17 protein-coding genes are annotated in these 17,798 nt (G+C 45.4%); 11 read left to right on the top strand and 6 right to left on the bottom strand.

What is annotated here, in order from left to right:
* Window positions 1-49 precede the first annotated feature (49 nt).
* From DK187_RS01040 to DK187_RS01020, 5 genes are all read left to right on the top strand, one after another.
* Window positions 50-1,135, top strand: coding sequence for a polyamine ABC transporter substrate-binding protein (locus DK187_RS01040; RefSeq protein ID WP_111605465.1), 1,086 nt, complete (start codon window positions 50-52; stop codon window positions 1,133-1,135).
* Window positions 1,136-1,201: 66 nt separating this feature from the next.
* Complete coding sequence (locus tag DK187_RS01035) at window positions 1,202-2,356, top strand: ABC transporter ATP-binding protein (protein ID WP_111605464.1); 1,155 nt, start codon at window positions 1,202-1,204, stop codon at window positions 2,354-2,356.
* Window positions 2,353-3,288, top strand: coding sequence for an ABC transporter permease subunit (locus tag DK187_RS01030; RefSeq protein ID WP_162623461.1), 936 nt, complete (start codon window positions 2,353-2,355; stop codon window positions 3,286-3,288). The genes DK187_RS01035 and DK187_RS01030 overlap by 4 nt, the downstream gene beginning before the upstream one ends.
* Window positions 3,285-4,103 (top strand): ABC transporter permease subunit, encoded by an 819-nt coding sequence (locus DK187_RS01025; protein WP_111605462.1) that lies wholly within the window; start codon window positions 3,285-3,287, stop codon window positions 4,101-4,103. The genes DK187_RS01030 and DK187_RS01025 overlap by 4 nt, the downstream gene beginning before the upstream one ends.
* Before the next feature lie 43 nt (window positions 4,104-4,146).
* Entirely contained in the window at window positions 4,147-4,851 is a 705-nt protein-coding gene (locus DK187_RS01020) for a glutamine amidotransferase-related protein (RefSeq protein WP_111605461.1), read from the top strand.
* A 19-nt stretch (window positions 4,852-4,870) separates the two neighbouring features.
* Here the strand turns inward: DK187_RS01020 and DK187_RS01015 are convergent, their stop codons facing one another.
* Window positions 4,871-6,148 (bottom strand): NAD(P)/FAD-dependent oxidoreductase, encoded by a 1,278-nt coding sequence (locus tag DK187_RS01015; RefSeq protein WP_111605460.1) that lies wholly within the window; start codon window positions 6,146-6,148, stop codon window positions 4,871-4,873.
* 202 nt (window positions 6,149-6,350) lie between these two features.
* Here DK187_RS01015 and DK187_RS01010 point away from each other — a divergent pair, with 202 nt between their 5' ends.
* The gene (locus DK187_RS01010) at window positions 6,351-7,688 is read left to right on the top strand and encodes a glutamine synthetase family protein (protein ID WP_111605459.1); all 1,338 of its coding nucleotides are present in this window, start codon (window positions 6,351-6,353) and stop codon (window positions 7,686-7,688) included.
* Between the two features lie 93 nt (window positions 7,689-7,781).
* Here DK187_RS01010 and choV read toward each other — a convergent pair whose 3' ends face one another.
* The 4 genes from choV to betI form a co-directional block, all read right to left on the bottom strand.
* A complete protein-coding gene (gene choV, locus DK187_RS01005; protein WP_111605458.1) occupies window positions 7,782-8,972 on the bottom strand; it encodes a choline ABC transporter ATP-binding protein in 1,191 nt (396 codons plus the stop codon).
* Between the two features lie 3 nt (window positions 8,973-8,975).
* Entirely contained in the window at window positions 8,976-9,821 is an 846-nt protein-coding gene (choW, locus tag DK187_RS01000; protein WP_111605457.1) for a choline ABC transporter permease subunit, read from the bottom strand.
* A gap of 84 nt (window positions 9,822-9,905) precedes the next feature.
* Entirely contained in the window at window positions 9,906-10,841 is a 936-nt protein-coding gene (locus DK187_RS00995; RefSeq protein WP_111605456.1) for a choline ABC transporter substrate-binding protein, read from the bottom strand.
* Window positions 10,842-11,037: 196 nt separating this feature from the next.
* Entirely contained in the window at window positions 11,038-11,628 is a 591-nt protein-coding gene (betI, locus tag DK187_RS00990; RefSeq protein WP_223232223.1) for a transcriptional regulator BetI, read from the bottom strand.
* Window positions 11,629-11,962: 334 nt separating this feature from the next.
* Here betI and DK187_RS00985 point away from each other — a divergent pair, with 334 nt between their 5' ends.
* The 4 genes from DK187_RS00985 (at window position 11,963) to DK187_RS00970 (ending at window position 15,826) form a co-directional block, all read left to right on the top strand.
* Window positions 11,963-13,117, top strand: coding sequence for a MalY/PatB family protein (locus tag DK187_RS00985; protein ID WP_111605454.1), 1,155 nt, complete (start codon window positions 11,963-11,965; stop codon window positions 13,115-13,117).
* Window positions 13,114-13,902: a sterol desaturase family protein gene (locus DK187_RS00980; RefSeq protein WP_111605453.1), complete on the top strand. Its 789-nt coding sequence runs from the start codon at window positions 13,114-13,116 to the stop codon at window positions 13,900-13,902. Before DK187_RS00985 ends, DK187_RS00980 begins: the two co-directional genes overlap by 4 nt.
* Window positions 13,903-13,950: 48 nt before the next feature.
* The gene (locus tag DK187_RS00975; protein ID WP_111605452.1) at window positions 13,951-14,604 is read left to right on the top strand and encodes a YceH family protein; all 654 of its coding nucleotides are present in this window, start codon (window positions 13,951-13,953) and stop codon (window positions 14,602-14,604) included.
* Window positions 14,605-14,698: 94 nt separating this feature from the next.
* The gene (locus DK187_RS00970) at window positions 14,699-15,826 is read left to right on the top strand and encodes a Gfo/Idh/MocA family protein (protein WP_223232222.1); all 1,128 of its coding nucleotides are present in this window, start codon (window positions 14,699-14,701) and stop codon (window positions 15,824-15,826) included.
* Between the two features lie 73 nt (window positions 15,827-15,899).
* Here DK187_RS00970 and DK187_RS00965 read toward each other — a convergent pair whose 3' ends face one another.
* Window positions 15,900-16,688, bottom strand: coding sequence for an inositol monophosphatase family protein (locus DK187_RS00965; protein ID WP_111605451.1), 789 nt, complete (start codon window positions 16,686-16,688; stop codon window positions 15,900-15,902).
* 312 nt (window positions 16,689-17,000) lie between these two features.
* Here DK187_RS00965 and DK187_RS00960 point away from each other — a divergent pair, with 312 nt between their 5' ends.
* A complete protein-coding gene (locus DK187_RS00960) occupies window positions 17,001-17,720 on the top strand; it encodes an RNA methyltransferase (RefSeq protein ID WP_111605450.1) in 720 nt (239 codons plus the stop codon).
* The last annotated feature ends 78 nt before the right edge of the window (window positions 17,721-17,798 follow it).

Genomic DNA, 17,798 nt, shown 5'->3' with positions numbered 1-17,798 from the left:
GTTGTAATAGGCTTCGGCCAATTTTATTAGCTGATTGGGAGATCCCTCAATGAAAAAGAAGACACTTGGTTTAATGCTCGCATGCGCGGCTTGCTCTGCAACGGTTTCTGCAGAGCAAGTGGTTAATATTTACAACTGGTCCGATTACATGGCACCAGGTACGTTAGAGCAATTCACCGCTGAGACCGGCATTAAGGTGAATTATGATGTGTATGACAGTAACGAAGCATTAGAAGCCAAAATGATGGCAGGTGGTTCTGGTTACGATGTGGTAATGCCATCGAATTCTTTTTTTGAGCGCCAAGTGAAAGCGGGTGTTTACCAGACAATAGACAAGAGTAAGTTGAGTAATGTGGGCAACCTAGACGCGACTTTACTTAAGCAAATCGAAAAACATGACGCGGGCAATCAGCACAATATTCCTTACGCATGGGGAACCATTGGTATTGGCTACAATACTAAGATGATCGAAGAGCGATTAGGCACCACGGAGTTGGACTCTTGGGATGTACTGTTTAACCCAGCGATTGCGGCGAAACTGAAAGATTGTGGTATCGCTGTGTTGGATTCGCCAGCCGAAATTATGTCTATTGTGCATAATTACCGTGGCGTGGACCCTAACTCAGAGGATGGGGATGAATTAACAGCGTCTGCGAAATTGATGACTGAGGCGCGTCAAAACATCAAATACTTCCACTCTAGTACCTATATTTCCGATTTAGCCAACGGCGAAATCTGTGTCGCGGTAGGTTACAACGGAGACATTCTGCAATCACAAGGTCGTGCAGAAGAAGCGGGTCAAGGTATTGAGATCAATTATTCGATTCCAAAAGAAGGGACCTTGGTGTGGTTTGATTTGATGGCCGTACCAGCGGACGCGCCACACCCAGAAGCCGCGTTGGCGTTTATTGATTATATTTTACGTCCTGAAGTAGCTGCGTCTATCTCTAACTATGTGTATTATGCCGTGCCCAATAAAGCCGCTGAGCCATTGTTAGATGAAGCAATTCTATCGAATAAGGGCATTTATCCTACCCAAGCGGTGAAGGATAAGCTTTATGTGCAAGTGGCTCATACTGCGCGTTTTGATCGTTCTTTAACGCGTGCATGGACTAACATTAAAACGGGTCGTTAGTCGACGTATCGGCGGAGCTTTCTGGCTCCGCTATTTTTTCTCGCTCATTTTGATAGGTCGTAGGTTATGTCTGCTTTTCCCAATCCCTCTGCTGTACAGACGAAATCTGTGCCGACATGGCGTCAACAAGACGCAAAACCTTTTGTGCAAATTGAACAAATTACCAAGCAGTTTGGTCAGTTTACGGCGGTGAATTCCGTGTCCTTGGATATTTATCGAAATGAGCTTTTTTGCTTATTGGGTGGTTCTGGTTCAGGGAAAAGTACCTTATTGCGAATGTTGGCTGGATTTGAAGAGCCTACATCGGGTCGTATTTTAATTGATGGTGTGGATATGACGGGCATTCCACCTTGGGAGCGTCCAGTCAATATGATGTTCCAGTCTTATGCTTTGTTCCCACATTTGTCGGTGGAAGCCAATGTGGCGTTTGGCTTAAAACGTGAGGGTATAAAAAGCCCAGAAGTGAATAGACGGGTGAGCGAAATTTTGGACATGGTGCAGCTGGGGCATTTGGCGAAGCGCAAACCTCATATGTTGTCGGGTGGTCAGCGTCAACGTGTGGCCTTGGCTCGTGCTTTGGTTAAACGCCCAAAGTTGTTGCTATTGGACGAGCCGTTAGGCGCACTGGATAAAAAACTCCGTGAGGAAACTCAGTTTGAACTGATGCGTTTACAAGATGAGCTAGGCATTACCTTTGTGGTGGTGACCCATGACCAAGAAGAAGCGATGACCTTGGCCACGCGTATTGGTGTCATGAACAACGGTGAAATAGTTCAGACCGCTGAGCCTCATGAAGTTTATGAATACCCTAAGAGTCGTTTTGTCGCGGAATTTATTGGCAATGTGAATCTTTTTGACGGCGTTGTCGTGGAAGATGAGCGTGATAGTGTGTCGATTCAAAGCCCAGACTTAGATGCCTTGCTGCAAGTGGATCACGGCATCAGTTGTGCGCCTAATCAAGAAGTCAGCGTGGCTATTCGACCTGAAAAAATTTATATCAGCCGTGAGCCTGTAGACATCGAAGTAAATGGTGCCATGGGCATTATTTCTGATGTGGCTTACATGGGAAGTCAGTCTGTGTTTAAGGTGCGTCTTGCTTCTGGTAAAGAACTGCGTATCACTCAGCCTAACGTTTCTCGTGAGATGGGTAGCCGTTTAACTTGGGAAGACAATGTGTATCTTTCCTGGGACCCAGACAGCTGCGTGGTATTGATGTCATGATGAGTGAGACGACAATAGACAAGAAAAAACACCGTTTGACTTGGCGCTTGTCTGAGCTTCGCCTCGGACGTGCGGCGGTTATTTTGGTTCCCATGTTGTGGTTGGCGGCGTTTTTCTTTATCCCTTTCTTGGTGGTATTTAAAATATCACTCGCAGAAGCGGTCATTGCCATTCCACCGTATTCGCCGTTATTACAATGGGACTCGAGCAGTGCGTATCTTACCTTTAAGATTAATTTTGGTAATTACCTGTATCTATTCGAGTCGCGCTTCTATTTGGATGCGTATTTAAGCTCGTTAAAAATTGCTGCTATCTCGACGTTTTTTGCCTTGTTGATTGGCTTTCCAATTGCCTATTTGATTGCGCGTAGTGGTCCCACGAAGCGCATTATATTGTTGGCTTTGGTGATTTTGCCGTTTTGGACGTCCTTTTTGTTGCGTGTATACGCTTGGATGGTACTGCTGAGAAAAGATGGCTTGGTGAATGATGTTTTGATGGCGACAGGTCTCATTGATCAACCTTTGCAAATATTACAGACCGAGTTTGCGGTGTATTTGGGCATTGTGTATACCTATTTGCCTTTTATGATTTTGCCGCTTTATACCTCGTTAGAAAAGATGGACTTGAATCTGATCGATGCGGCTCAGGATTTAGGGGCTAAACCGTACCAATCCTTTTTCTTGGTCACTTTGCCGTTGGCGAAGGCAGGCATTATTGCGGGTTGTTTGTTGGTGTTTATTCCGGCGGTTGGCGAATATGTGATCCCGGCTCTGTTGGGTGGGTCCGACACCTTGATGATTGGTCGTGTGTTATGGGATGAATTCTTCCAAAACCGTGATTGGCCTATGGCGTCGGCCGTCGCTGTGATGATGTTGATTGTCTTAGTGGGTCCGATTATGTATGTGCGCAATAGCAATAAGGAGGTCGAATGAAACAGGGTAATTCTTTGACCTTAAAATTTATGTCTGGTGCGGGTTTTGTGTTTTTGTATGCACCGATTATTGCCATGATTGTGTACAGTTTTAATGACTCGAAACTGGTCACGGTATGGGGCGGCTGGTCATTAAAGTGGTACGCAGAGCTGTTTCGAAATGAACAGATCATGAGCGCAGCTTGGGTAAGTTTAAAGATTGCCTTTATCAGCGCCACGCTGGCGTCTGTGCTGGGCACTTTAGCGGGCTTTGTCTTGAGTCGAATGCGCAAGTTTGTTGGCAAAGCCATGCTAACAGGTTGGGTGACAGCGCCTCTGGTGATGCCAGAAGTCATTACAGGTTTGTCTCTGTTGCTGTTGTTTGTGTCATTGGAAAACATGTTTGGTTGGCCTGCAGGGCGTGGTGTAATGACCATAGTGATTGCTCACACGACTTTTTGTTTGGCCTATGTGGCCGTGGTGGTGCAATCTCGTCTGGCGTCGTTAGATGAAACCCTAGAAGAAGCGGCCATGGATTTAGGAGCGAAACCGACATCTTTGTTTTTCCTGATCACGTTGCCTTTGATTGCACCAGCGATAATTTCTGGTTGGTTGCTGTCTTTTACCCTGTCACTGGATGATCTGGTCATTGCCAGCTTTGTGTCGGGTCCGGGTAACAGTACCTTGCCGATGGTGATTTTTTCAAAAGTACGCCTAGGTGTGACACCCGAGGTGAACGCATTGGCAACATTAATGATTGTCGCTGTGTCGATCGCGGTGATTGCTGCGATAGTGATTTTGCACAGACAGAGTCGTTATAACGATGTCAATAAATAGTATGCAGCTTTGTATTGAGAAACCGTTGTTTAAGGACAAATGAATGAAAATAGGTATTCTTGCGGCAGGCATCACCCCGGATTCTTTATTGGGTGAGTTTCCCTCTTATGCGAATATGTTTGCTGAACAGCTTGGGAAAAAGCAAAGGGATTTCGACTTTGTTACTTACGATGTGCGCCTAGGGGTCTTTCCTCACGGTGCACAAGAATGTGATGCTTGGCTGATTACTGGCTCTAAAGCCGATGCGTATGCCGATGACGCTTGGATTCTGCGTTTATGTGATCTTATCCAAGACATTGATCAGATGCAGCGGCCTTTAGTGGGTATTTGTTTTGGTCATCAAGTTATTGCTCGGGCATTGGGTGGTCGTGTTGAGAAGTATCAAGGCGGCTGGGGAGTGGGCGTGCATCACTATACCGTCTGTGAGTCTTTGCCTGTGTTGCCAGAGGCAGAAGAATTGGCTTTATGTGCTTTTCATCAAGATCAGGTGGTGGAAAAGCCTGCGCGAGCGCGAGTCATTTTACGTTCTGATTTTTGTGAAAACGCAGGTCTGCTTTATGATCAGCATATTTTGACGTTTCAAGGCCATCCCGAATTTTCTAAGGTGTATGAAAAAGCTCTGATTGATTTATACGATGGTCAGCAGTTGACGCACGAGCAAGCCATGCTTGCCCGTGATTCGCTGGTTGATGGAGAAATCCAATCTGCGCACTTAATGAAGTGGATTGGTCAGTTTCTAAAGCAGTAGAATGAAGACGGCGCCCGTTTTAAGGGAGTTTGTCCAGCGTCGAATAATACAGCATGCCAGCGACCAGTCCTGGCCAACGCAATAGAGTGCCGCCGGGGAAATCTTTCATCGGCAGGCGCTCAAACGCGTCTATGCCTTCTAGTGAACCCTGTACGGCTTTAGCAAACAGCGCACCGGCATAGGTGGCCAACGCCACACCGTGTCCAGAATAGCCTTGTGCGACAAACACATTGGCTTCTTGTCTGGCGATGTGTGGCATACGGTTTAGTGTGATGGCTAACGTGCCTCCCCAAGCATAATCGATCTTATGATTCGCCAATTCTGGATACACGTTAAGCATGTGCTTTTTGACGAAGCTGGCAATGTCGTTTGGAAAGCGTTGACGATAATTCTCACCGCCACCCCACAGTAAACGGTTGTCGGCTGATAGTCTAAAATAATCCACCACAAATTGAGAATTCGCGACAGCCAAACGTTCTGGATTGATGCGATTGGCAATGTCATCGCTCAACGGCTCGGTCGCTATGATGAAATTGTTAATCGGCATGATTTTTTTCGCGGCTGAGTGATTGAGTTTGCCTAAATAGCCGTTGCAGGCGAAGAGTAAGTAGCGGCAGCGTATTTTACCTTGTTCGGTCACCACTTCGGGTCTTTCTCCTGTTTGATAGGACAGGACTGCGGTGTTTTCATAAAGCGTGGCGCCATGCTGTGTGGCTGCCTTGGCCATCCCTAAGACAAAATTAAGTGGGTGGAGGTGGGCGCCGTCACGGTAGAGTTCACCGCCATAAAAATGTTCTGTGCCGAGTAATGTCGACACCTCTTCTGCGTTGAGATAATTCACGTCTTGGTAAGTTAATTGCGTATGCTTGTACTCAACTTCGTTTTTAAAGTCCTCTGCGTGACGGCGTTTGCTGGCGACGTGTAAAACGCCATCGCTTAAATCACATTCTATGCCATGACGTTTGATTAGGTCTTTGACTAGGGCGACGGAATCGACAGAGCTTTGCCAAAGCTGATCGGCTATGTGTTTGCCTACGTGCTTGACCATGGTCTCGTGGCTCATGTTGTGGCCTTGGCACAGTTGCCCACCATTGCGACCTGACGCGCCCCAGCCAATTTTATTGGCTTCGACTAAGCTGACATTAAAGCCAGCTTCGGCAAGGTGTAACGCCGCAGATACCCCCGTGAAACCACCACCGATAATGCAAATATCCGCCTCTTGCTCGCCGTGTAAAGTGGGGTAATCTGTCCGTTGATTGGCGCTCGCCGCGTAGTAGGTTGCTTCGTGTGTGTTCAAACGTTGGGCTCCTATGAAAACAAACAGCAATAAAGGCTTGTTAAGTTAATGCGTTGTTTTGGTATGACTATTTTGTGTGAGTGTTTTAGTCTGTTAACAAAATAGTGCCAGTTTAGTGTGAATGATAGAGCAATAGAGTAAGATCGCAATACGTAATATTTTGGCTCCGTATCCTAAAAAGGCAGGTAGCATAAGGTGAGTTATGACAGAGTTTGAAGCTTTTTTGAAAGAACATTCTATTACTGAAATCGAATCGACGTTGGCGGACATGACCGGCAATGCCCGTGGCAAGTTTTATCCAACGTATAAGTTTTTAGCAGAATTATTTGGGCGTATCCCTGAAACCATACTCGTACAAAGTGTGACGGGGGATTGGGCGGACAACCATTATGAGCTGGTGGACGCCAGTGACCGAGATATGGAGTTGCATCCGGACCCAAATACCTTTCGTTTAGTGCCTTGGGCAGATGAGCCAACAGCGCAAATTATTAATGACTGTTACGATAAAAGCGGTCAGTTGCATCCTTTGTCGAGTCGTACCATTTTGCGCAACATTTTGGCTTTGTATGCAAAAGAGGGGATCACACCAGTTATTGCCCCTGAGGTAGAGTTTTATTTGATCGATCCTAATACCGATCCAGATTACGAATTAAAGCCAGCCGTAGGGCGTTCAGGTAAGCGAGAAACCTCACGTCGCTCTTATAGTATTGACGCTGTGAATGAGTTTAACCCTGTGATTGATACGCTTTACAGTTATTGTGAGGCACAAGGTTTGGACGTGGATACGCTGATTCATGAGTCGGGAGCCGCGCAGATGGAGATCAACTTTATTCATGGTGACCCATTGGATTTAGCTGACCAGGTGTTTGTCTTTAAGCGTACGTTACGAGAAGCTGCGATGAAGCATGGCATGTACGCAACTTTTATGGCCAAACCCATGCAACACGAGCCGGGCAGTGCCATGCATATTCATCAAAGTCTGGTGGACAGCAAGACGGGCAAAAATTTGTTTGATAACAACGGCAGTCCAAGCGAATTGTTTTATAACTATTTAGGGGGGCTGCAAAAATACACCCCGAATGCGATTAGTTTTTTTGCCCCTAACGTGAATTCTTATCGTCGTTTTTCCCCTGAAATGGCGGCGCCGATTAACATGCAATGGGGATTTGATAACCGTACTGCTGGATTGCGGATTCCATTTTCTGCACCAGAAGGAACGCGCATTGAAAACCGTTTTCCCGGCGCCGATTGCAATCCTTACTTGGCGATTGCGGCGACTTTGGCTTGTGGTTATCTTGGTATTAAACAGAAATTACAGCCAACCGAACCGGTAGAAGGCAAAACACCGCCTTCGGAAGAAGTCGAAATTGCACGAACGTTGGAAGAAGGTTTGCGTCTGCTTGAGGAATGCCAACCACTTTGCGACATTATGGGCGAGCATTTTGTCAAAGCCTTCATGGGAGTCAAACGCAGTGAGTTTGAAACCTTCAACCGAGTGATCAGCTCCTGGGAACGGGAGCATCTTCTGCTGAACGTCTGATGATTTGAATGGTGATTGAAATAAAAAGGCCAGATGTTGAACATCTGGCCTTTTTATTTCGCGTGTTATTTGTATTCCATCAACAGCGAATCATTACGCTGCCACTTCTTCACGTCCAAAGTGTTTACCCAATAGAGCGTGGTAAAAATTATGGTCGTTGAGGATGCCGATGCATTGGTCTTTGTCTTCCAATACCATGAACATGTTTGAGTGGTAACGCAGTTCTACCGCATCTCGCATGGCGATGTTGGCTGGTACGATGAACACTGTGTTCTCCGGCACATTGGCGAGGATGGTTTCGGGTGTCCAGCGGGCGGTTGGGATATCGCCTTTTGGTCCTTGTACCGACGCTAATTTGCCATTTTCCAGAGTCAGCCAAATGTCGTCACTGACGGAAATACGATCCTCTTTGACGGCTAATTGAGCCAGAGGTGTCATTAAAGAATTGCCACACAGCACGTTGAGCGGGTTGGTGTGGGCAACGAACCTTTCTACGTACTCTGTGGATGGGTTAAGCACGATTTGCTCTGGTGTGTCCTCTTGGATGATTCTAGCGGACTCCATGATGGCGATTTTACTGCCAATTTTGAGGGCTTCGTCTAAATCGTGGCTAACAAAGATGATGGTTTTGTTGAGACGCTTTTGCAGTTCAATCAATTCATCTTGTAGCTGGGAACGAATTAATGGATCCAGTGCTGAAAACGGCTCGTCCATTAATAATACATCGGTATCCATGGCAAAGGCTCGTGCTAGGCCTACGCGCTGGCGCATACCACCTGATAATTCGTCTGGTTTTTTGTCCGCCCATTTGTCTAGGCTGACCATTTTAAGCTGTTCGCGAGCTTTTTTTAGCCGCTCTGCTTTAGGCATGCCTTGCATTTCTAAGCCGAAGGCCACGTTTTCTAACACGGTAAGCCATGGCATTAGGGCAAAGCTTTGAAATACCATGGACACTCGACGAGTACGCATGTGGCGTAGTGTGGCATCGTCGCATTTTGCCATATCGACCATGATGTCGCCGTCTCTTACAAGGCAACGGCCACGAGCGATTCTATTTAAGCCGTTAACAGCACGCAACAGGGTGGATTTGCCCGATCCAGACAGACCCATCAGGACACAGATCTCTCCTTCATTGACTTCGATATTGGCGTTTTGCACCCCAACAACGTCACCTGTCATGCCAAGGATCTGATCTCTGGTGTGACCCTTATCCATAAGCGGAAGTGTTTTTGCTTTATTGTCACCAAAGACGATGTCGACGTTTTCAATTTTTACAACAGACATAAATTATCCCTCGTTTTTCGTTGCTGGTGATTTACAAATGCGGTCTAGCATGATGGCCACCAATACAATGGCAACACCCGCTTCAAAACCTTGGGAAATGTTCACCGTGTTTAATGCTCTAATGACGGGCTTTCCGAGGCCGTCTGCACCAACAAGAGCCGCTACAACCACCATAGAAAGTGACAGCATGATACATTGAGTGATACCGGCCATGATGTTGGGCATAGCAGCGGGTAGTTCGACTTTGTAAAGTAGCTTTGACTTTGTGCAACCAAACGCTAATCCCGCTTCAATCAATTCACTGGGAACCTTGCTAACGCCTAAGTAGGTCAAACGGATCGGCGCGGCGATAGCGAAAATGATGGTGGAGATTAAGCCTGGTACATAGCCTAAGCCAAATAGAATCAACGTCGGAATAAGGTAGACAAACGTAGGGATTGTCTGCATTAAGTCGAGAACCGGACGTAGCATGGTGTATAACCAAGGACGGTGCGCGGCAGCAATACCAATAGGCACACCAATTAAGACACTGATGGTGGTGGCCGTCACAACCAGAACAAGGGTTTGAATCGTTTCGATCCAGTAGCCCATGTTAATGATCAATAAAAAAGAGGCGGCAATAAACACCAGCAAACCAATATTGCGATGTAGGAACCATACGCCGATGAGGATGACCGCGATCACCGCCAGTGGGTGAGCCCATAGAATCGAGTCTACTAGCGTGTAGATGATGGTCTCAAGTGTAATAGAAATGAAGTCAAAGAATACGGAAGCTGCTGAAACTAGCCAATCGACAAAGCTTTCCATCCAAGCGCCAAGAGGGATTTTATTATCCGTCAGCCAATTCATATATGTGTTCTCCCGATAGTTCGATGAAGCACCCTACGCAGAGTGTGTTGCGTAGGGTGTGAGTAAGTGCTGGTAGAAAAAAGATTATAGACCTAGGTGTGATTTCACAGCGCTTAGGCCGTTGCCACCAGAGGTTGTAGTGACGCCTTCAAGCCAAGTGTTGAGTACGTCAGGGTTGGCTTTTAACCATTCTTTCGCAGCAAGATCCGGTTTTTTGCCATCGTCTAAAATGGCGCCCATGATTTCGTTTTCCATTGGCAGAGAAAAGGTTAGGTTAGTGAGAAGTTTGCCGACATTCGGACATTCTTGAAGGTAGCCTTTACGAACGTTGGTGTGCACATTGGCACCGCCAAAATTAGGGCCAAAGAAATCGTCTCCACCAGACAGGTATTCCATTTCAAAGTTGGCGTTCATGGGGTGTGGTGCCCAACCTAAAAAGGCAATCCATTTGTCGCGGCGTGCATTACGGCTGACCTGGGAAAGCATGCCGGCTTCACTGGATTCAACCAGTTGAAAATCGCCTAAGTTGAAAGCATTCGAATCAATCATGTCTTGGATAATACGGTTGCCGTCATTGCCCGGCTCGATGCCGTAGATGCGGCCTGAAAACTCTTTGCGGTGTTTTGCAATATCAGAAAAGTCGGTAACACCAGCGTCGTAGGCAGATTTGCTGACGGCCAACGTGTATTTTGCACCAACCAAGTTTGGGCCTAGGTCTTCTACTGTACCTGCTTTTAGGTAAGGCTCGATGTCTGCTTGCATGGTTGGCATCCAGTTGCCTAGAAATATATCAATATCGCCATTGGCGAGTGATGTATAGGTGACTGGAACAGACAGTAATTGCGTTTTTGTTTCGTAGCCTAGGCCTTTGCTGATTTCACTGACAACGGCCGTTGTCGCCGTAATGTCTGTCCAGCCGACATCAGAAAAACGTACCATGGAGCATTCTGCTGCCACAGTTAAACCAGAAACGCTGGCGATACTAACGGCGATGGCCGTCTTCTTTATATTGTTAAACATACCCTTACCCTCTTTCTATTGAACTCAAAATCAATGAGCAAATACAGTGCCTAGTGACGGCACTGAGCGTGAACTCCTAAAGCGTTTAGCAGCGTGTTGGTTTGTAGGCTGCCTAAAAAATATGATGATAATGTCGTATACGCTTTGCTTTTATGTGGCCTGAGGTGCCTAGCAAAGCGATTTTTATCTGATGTTGTTAGGTGTTATTTTGAAACACCAAATCTAAGTAATCTTGTATCTGTTCGGCCGATTCTTGTTTGTTGATACCACCGGCTAATGAACCCCGTAGCCACATGCCGTCAATCAGTGCGGCGACGGTGAGAGCGATGCCGCGAGCTTTTTTCACGTCAAACTCTTCTCTTAACACACACACGAGCGAAGACTGTAGTCGCCTAGAATACACATTTTGTAATCGATACAAAGACGGTGTGTGCATGGCTGATGCCCAAAATCCCATCCACGCTTTGACTACTTGAGGATGCGTTTGGGACTGACTAAAACTGGCTCTAACAATGGCCATCACTTTACTTTTAGCTGATTTGTTTTTCGTTTTTGTGACTTCTTTGGATAAAATTTCAAAAAATTCACGAATCAGGCTTCGCATGGTTGCTTCATAGAGGCCATCTTTACCACCAAAGTAGTGATTGATGATGGCTGGAGAAACTCCCGCTTTTTTACCAATAACACTGACGGTTGCACCTGCAAAACCGTACTTGTCTATGGCTTTTATGGCTGCCTCGATGAGCTGAGGTTTACGTATTTCAGGCATTCCAACTTTTGGCATCATGGATCCTTTTTTATTAAACAGCCGTTTAATGAAAACTATACTAGGCTGATTGTGCAATTTAGGTCAACCCTTGACAAATCAAAAACTTAGTTCTCTAAGTAATTTAACCTTTTGATTTTAAAGGTAATTAAGGCTTTTAAAATTTTTTTTAGTCTTTTTTGTCTGGTATTATGTCGGTTTAAGATAAGAAATGAGGATTTTTTACTCTATTTCGTTTTCAATGTGTCAGCTTGATTCTGTATTTTTTCATTTCCTGTGAGGTTATTTATGGCTGGAATTAACCGTTAAGATTGTGTTAATTATAAGACTAAATGAATGATGGGAGTGTGATTTAATGGATGTCTCTTTGTCGGTATTTGATACCCTAATTGATCGATCAGATATGAGCAGTGATAAGTGGGCTAAATACCCTGAAAGTGTGATTCCTATGTGGGTCGCAGACATGGACTTTGATGCTCCAGATTGTGTTAAAAATTCATTAAATCAAAGGGTTAGTGAAGGTGTGTATGGTTATACGCACACACCAAAAGCCTTAGTCAGTGCCATTCAGTCGCATTTAAAATATCGCTATGACTGGTCCGTTTCCGGTGCGCATTTAGTGCACTTACCCGGCTTGGTTTGTGCGTTGCATTTGAGCGTTCGTGTCTTCTCAAAAGAAGGGGATGGCATCGTTGTTCCAGGGCCTGTCTATTATCATTTAACCAAGGCGCCATTGACGGCAAAACGTGAGCTGCTCAGTGTCGATATGCAGGTTGAAAATGGTCGCTGGGTGCCAAACATGGTGCAATTTGAACATGCCTGTGCCCATCCAAACAGTAAAATGATCCTTTTGTGTAATCCCCATAACCCAGGTGGAAGTGTTTATACCAAGGCAGAATTATTACGTATTCATGCTCTGGCCGAAAAATATGATCTTATCGTCGTAAGCGATGAAATTCATTGCGATTTGATTTTGGACGATGTGCCTCATGTGCCTTTTGCGAGTTTGAATGAAGATGCCGCGAATCGAACCATTACCTTAATGGCGCCAAGTAAGACATTTAATCTTGCTGGTTTAGGTTATGCTTTTGCGGTGATTGAGAATCCCTCGTTACGACACACTTTTAATCAGGAAAAAGCCGGTTTGATCCCATCGCCTAACCTGTTGGGTTTGACCGCAGCCATTGCCGCTTACGAAGATGGGCGCGCTTGGCACCAGTCATTGTTGAAATATTTGAAAAATAATCGCGACTTTTTGGCTAACAGAATCGCTGCGACACCCATGAAAATGCTGCATTTGGAAGCGACTTATCTTGCGTGGATCGATGTTTCCGCTTTGTCATTGGATAATCCGCACCAGTTTTTTTTGGATGCTGGGGTAGGGGTATCCGATGGTAAAGATTTTGGTAATCCTAATTATGTTCGCCTAAACTTTGGTTGTCCCCAAGCTGTTCTTGATCAAGCCATGACTCGTATTGAAGAGGCATTAATCGTGCAAGGTTTTATGTGATCGATTTTAGTTTGCGTTTTGGTGTCTTTCTTGCGGTGTTTAGTGCCTTATTAATATGGCAATGGCGTCGTCCAAGAGGAACCTTGCTGCAGTGGCGTCAACGCTGGCGTCATAATCTCTTTTTGTTAGGGATTGGTGCGTTGTGTGTAAGAGTGGTGCAGCCTGTGCTGCTGTCGATTGTTGCAGTCATGAATCAAGACGTTGGTGTATTGTCTGTTTTTGAGCTGCCGTTTTGGCTGATTGTTTTATTGAGTATTTTGCTGTTGGATTGTCTGATTTATTGGCAGCATAGACTCTTTCATCGGGTGTCTTTTTTGTGGCGCATTCATAGGGTGCACCATTCTGACCCTGAATTAGACGTTAGTTCTGCGGTGCGTTTTCACCCCATTGAGATTCTCTTGTCTTTGTGTATTAAAGCCGTCGCAATTTGGCTGTTTGGTATACCATTAGAAGCGGTATTGATATTTGATATTTTATTGAATGCATCGGCGATGTTTAACCATACGAATGCAAGGTTGCCAGCCAGTATTGAAAACAGGGTGCAGCGATTATTTGTGACGCCTGACATGCATCGTATTCATCATTCAAGGGTAGATCTTGAAGCAAACAGTAATTTTGGTTTTTTCTTGAGCATTTGGGATGTGCTTTTTCTAAGCAAAAGAGCGCAAGCCTTAGATGGAGACGAACACTTAACAATAGGATTGCCAAGTACGAAAACATACCAACCTACATCGTTCAAAGAAGTATTGCTGATGCCTTTTAAGACGTTCAAAAGGCATCGTTAATGACCCGATAGAGTCAAGCTGAATAGACCAAAGCTGTTAGGGAGTCTTATGAGTTATCATGAAGTGAATTTTATCGAAATGCGTGTGATTGGTTGTCTCTTGGAAAAAGAGATTACCACGCCAGATCAATACCCTCTTAGTTTGAATGCCTTAGTCAATGCCTGTAATCAAAAGTCTAATCGTGAGCCGGTGACTCAATTATCAGAGTCGGTGGTGCAAGATGCTGTAAACGCCTTAGTGGACCGTGGTTTGGTAACGGAAATCACCGGTTCACACAGTCGCGTGAGTAAATATCAACACAGGTTTTGCAATACGGAATTTTCTGATTTGCAGTTATCGTCAGCCGAAACCGCTATTATTTGTTTGCTTTTTTTACGAGGAGCCCAGACTCCAGGTGAGTTGCGCTCGCGCAGTGGACGCTTACATAGTTTTCAGTCCCTTGATGAAGTGGCATCGGCATTACAGTCTTTACAAACGAAAACAGGCGGCCCTTATGTATGCCAACTGCCGCGAGAGCCTGGTAAGCGTGAGCAACGTTATCAAGAGTGCTTTTGTAGTGAATCTGAACGCCCTCAAGCCAATGTGTCGGTGTCTAATGAGGAATATACACAGCAATTGAAAGAGCGGGTACTTGAGTTAGAGGCGCAGGTAGAGAAATTAAACGAACGCATTCAAGAGCTTGAAAATGCCAGTGGACTCTAGTGCTTTTTGAGGTCAAACTTATAGAACTTTGGCACTATGATTGTGCTTGCTAATATTGTGTTAAAAATAGACGCGCTTTGGCGTCGTTCGTTACATGATGAAAATGTCTCTTAGTGAGAGTTGGAATGCTAATGCTGTTGATTATGGCGGTGGGGAGAATCCTATGAAGAAAGTACGCTGGGGTATTATTGGTACAGGTCAAATCGCGCATGCGTTTGCGGGTGATTTTTGTCATGTCAAAGCGGGCGAACTTCGTGCTGTGGCTTCTCGTGATAAGGCATCTGCTGACGCGTTTTCAGAGGAATTTGATATTGAGTTGGCTTTTGTTGATTATTTTTCATTGATCAATAGTAATGAGGTGGATGCCATATACATAGCCACGCCTCATGTGTATCACTATGATTTGACAAAAGCTTGTATTCTAGCCGGTAAGGCGGTGTTGTGTGAAAAGCCTTTTACACTGAATGAGGCGCAGTCTAGAGAGCTTTATGATTTGGCTTTAGAGCATGATGTTTTTGTCATGGAAGCCATGTGGACGCGCTTTAATCCTGTTATCGAGCAGGTTGTTGAGTGGGTTGAAGAGGGTGAAATAGGTAATTTGAACAGCATTCAAGCCAGTTTTAATTTTATTGGGCCGACGGATCCGAATCACCGTTTACTTAATCTTGAGCTGGGTGGTGGTGCCTTGCTGGACATTGGTATTTATCCCGTTTTCTTGGCGCAATTATTTTTTGGTAAACCGGATTTTGTGCAAAACCAAGCGGTGATTGGCGATACCAATGTTGACTTGTTTGAACAGATCTTGCTGGGTTGGGAAGGGGGGCAGCTTGCCTCACTGGATGTCTCTCTGATCTCTCATAACCCAAACCGAGCCATCTTGTCAGGTTCAAAAGGGTACATTGAAATTGATTCAGAGTGGTTTAAGGCGAAATCTTGCCGTATTGTGACTGCGGATAACAAAGAGCGTGCGGTGGAATTTGATTTCCCTGGTAATGGCTATCAGTTTGAGGTGGATGAGGTAAATCGTTGCCTGGCGGAAGGGTTAATTCAAAGTCCTAATCACAGTTGGCAGGACAGTTTAGAATTGATTGCGACGTTGGATGAGATTCGTCAGGATATTGGTTTGTATTACCCTGGGGAAACCAACCCATGTGACGACCACCATCATGATGAAGAAGATTTGCATGACCATCATCACGAACACTGTCATCACAAGCATTAGAAAGAATGTGTTAAATAAAAAGGGGCTCTTTTCTGTGTCAGAAAAGAGCCCCTTTTTTGTCTGTGTATTCGTATTAGTTAAGGTGTTTGTTTAATGTAGGCAACAAGACTTTAAACAAACGAGGTGCTGCACATAGTACATCACCTTTGTCTATGCTGGGTGAGCCATCAAAACCTGCGAACAAACAACCCGCTTCTTTTGCAATGAATAGCGGTGCTTGCATTTCCCATTCTTGAAGTTTAATGCCCCAAGCCGCATCCAGACGGCCAGCGGCAACGTTAGCAAGCATCAATGCTGGGCAATCTTGCATAACAGCACGAGCGCCTTGCTCCGCTATTTCAGTTAGTACCGCAAATTGACCAGACAGATAAGGCATAAGGCGATCTGTGGCAGGAAATTGAGCCGCTACCGTTACTTTTTCTAAAGTGCGTGCAGAGCTGCTACGAATGCGTGAATTGTTTAGGTAAGCACCACGACCTTTACTGGCGTAAAATTCGTCTTTGGTGTGAGGGTTTAGCACGAGAGCGTGCTCCACTTTACCGGCAACTAAGTAGCTCATCGTAATCACGTTACCTGTTAGGCCGCGTGAGAATAAGTGCTGTCCTTGGATGGCATCAATGATCCATTCACCTTCGTTACCATTTTGTACAGTGCCTTGCAGGCGAGTGGTAATGGTATCCGCTGGGTAAGCTTTTTCTAGGTAGTAAACAATGCTGCGTTCTGCGCCTGAGCAAACGGTTTGATAAACTTGTTCAGCGGATTGGCCTTGTTCTTTATCAAACAGTAGTTTCTCTTGCGAGTGAACTATGTATTCTGCAGCGGCACGAGCTGCTTTGAGTGCGACATTGATTCTAGGTTGCATAATTTACCGTCAGTTATTTCGTCATTAAAATGCACATACCGTCAATAAAGACGATAAGTTGCCAAATAAAGTGTTAAAGAGCGGGCATCTAGGGGCTATCTGTTCACTTCAAGCCGAATGATACTAAATCAATGGCTTAAACGACGTGAGCGATATCACCGAGCGCCTATAAATAAGAGCGCGAATTCTAGCCTAACAGTGCGCTTTTTGCCAGTGGTATTTTGGTTAAAAACTGAACGGTTTGCGGCTTTGGGACAAATATCTGTTAAGATACGCGGCATTGTTTGATGGCTATCACTGGTAACTTATAAAATGCAAAATACAGTAAGAATTGTCCTTGTTAATACTTCGCATCCTGGCAACATCGGTGCCGCTGCTCGTGCCATGAAAAATATGGGGTTAGCGGATCTTTATCTTGTTGCCCCAAAGGTGTATCCGAGTGAAGAGGCCATTAGCCGTGCAGCGGGTGCGACGGACATTTTAGACAATGCCGTTGTGGTGGAAACACTAGAAGAAGCTTTGGCCGACTGCCAATTGGTCATTGGCACCAGTGCTCGTGAACGAAATATTCCTTGGCCTTTGGTTGACCCAAGACAGGCGGCAGATTTGGTGTTTGATGAAGGTTTGCTCACCGCGTTTGTTTTTGGTCGTGAGGATCGTGGATTAACCAATGAAGAATTGCAGCGTTGCAATTATCACGTGCATATTCCTTCGGTTGAGACCTTTAGCTCATTAAATTTAGGTGCCGCGGTACAGGTCATTGCTTACGAGTTACGCATGAAGAGCTTATTGATGAAAGATGCGCCTGTGGTTGCGAGTAAATGGGATGTGCCAGCGGCCAATGTGGAGCAAATTGATTACTTGCTTGAGCATCTAGAAAAAGTATTGCTGCAGACGGAGTTTCTTGACCCAGAGATGCCGATGCAAGTCATGACGCGCTTTCGCCGTTTATTTCAGCGCTCGCGTTTGGACCAACAGGAACTGGGTATGCTTAGAGGGATGTTGACGTCGATGGAAAAGAAAATGAAGTAATGACTACTGTGCTGACAAGGCGTTGTTAAAAGCAGGCGCCAACTTTTTAAGTTGCATAAAAAAACGCTGACTTATTGC

It is taken from the genome of Marinomonas arctica (assembly GCF_003259225.1).
GTDB lineage: Bacteria > Pseudomonadota > Gammaproteobacteria > Pseudomonadales > Marinomonadaceae > Marinomonas > Marinomonas arctica.
This window is presented reverse-complemented; position numbering and strand designations above follow the sequence as displayed.

Excerpts from the sequence above, each read along its gene's own strand:
- DK187_RS00960 (WP_111605450.1), top strand. The coding sequence starts at position 17,001 with ATGCAAAATACAGTAAGAATTGTCCTTGTTAATACTTCGCATCCTGGC.
- DK187_RS00975 (WP_111605452.1), top strand. The coding sequence starts at position 13,951 with ATGAGTTATCATGAAGTGAATTTTATCGAAATGCGTGTGATTGGTTGT.
- DK187_RS01040 (WP_111605465.1), top strand. The coding sequence starts at position 50 with ATGAAAAAGAAGACACTTGGTTTAATGCTCGCATGCGCGGCTTGCTCT.
- DK187_RS00965 (WP_111605451.1), bottom strand. The coding sequence starts at position 16,688 with ATGCAACCTAGAATCAATGTCGCACTCAAAGCAGCTCGTGCCGCTGCA.
- DK187_RS01010 (WP_111605459.1), top strand. The coding sequence starts at position 6,351 with ATGACAGAGTTTGAAGCTTTTTTGAAAGAACATTCTATTACTGAAATC.
- betI (WP_223232223.1), bottom strand. The coding sequence starts at position 11,628 with ATGATGCCAAAAGTTGGAATGCCTGAAATACGTAAACCTCAGCTCATC.
- DK187_RS01030 (WP_162623461.1), top strand. The coding sequence starts at position 2,353 with ATGATGAGTGAGACGACAATAGACAAGAAAAAACACCGTTTGACTTGG.
- DK187_RS01025 (WP_111605462.1), top strand. The coding sequence starts at position 3,285 with ATGAAACAGGGTAATTCTTTGACCTTAAAATTTATGTCTGGTGCGGGT.
- choW (WP_111605457.1), bottom strand. The coding sequence starts at position 9,821 with ATGAATTGGCTGACGGATAATAAAATCCCTCTTGGCGCTTGGATGGAA.
- DK187_RS00970 (WP_223232222.1), top strand. The coding sequence starts at position 14,699 with ATGATGAAAATGTCTCTTAGTGAGAGTTGGAATGCTAATGCTGTTGAT.
- DK187_RS00995 (WP_111605456.1), bottom strand. The coding sequence starts at position 10,841 with ATGTTTAACAATATAAAGAAGACGGCCATCGCCGTTAGTATCGCCAGC.
- choV (WP_111605458.1), bottom strand. The coding sequence starts at position 8,972 with ATGTCTGTTGTAAAAATTGAAAACGTCGACATCGTCTTTGGTGACAAT.
- DK187_RS00985 (WP_111605454.1), top strand. The coding sequence starts at position 11,963 with ATGGATGTCTCTTTGTCGGTATTTGATACCCTAATTGATCGATCAGAT.
- DK187_RS01035 (WP_111605464.1), top strand. The coding sequence starts at position 1,202 with ATGTCTGCTTTTCCCAATCCCTCTGCTGTACAGACGAAATCTGTGCCG.
- DK187_RS01020 (WP_111605461.1), top strand. The coding sequence starts at position 4,147 with ATGAAAATAGGTATTCTTGCGGCAGGCATCACCCCGGATTCTTTATTG.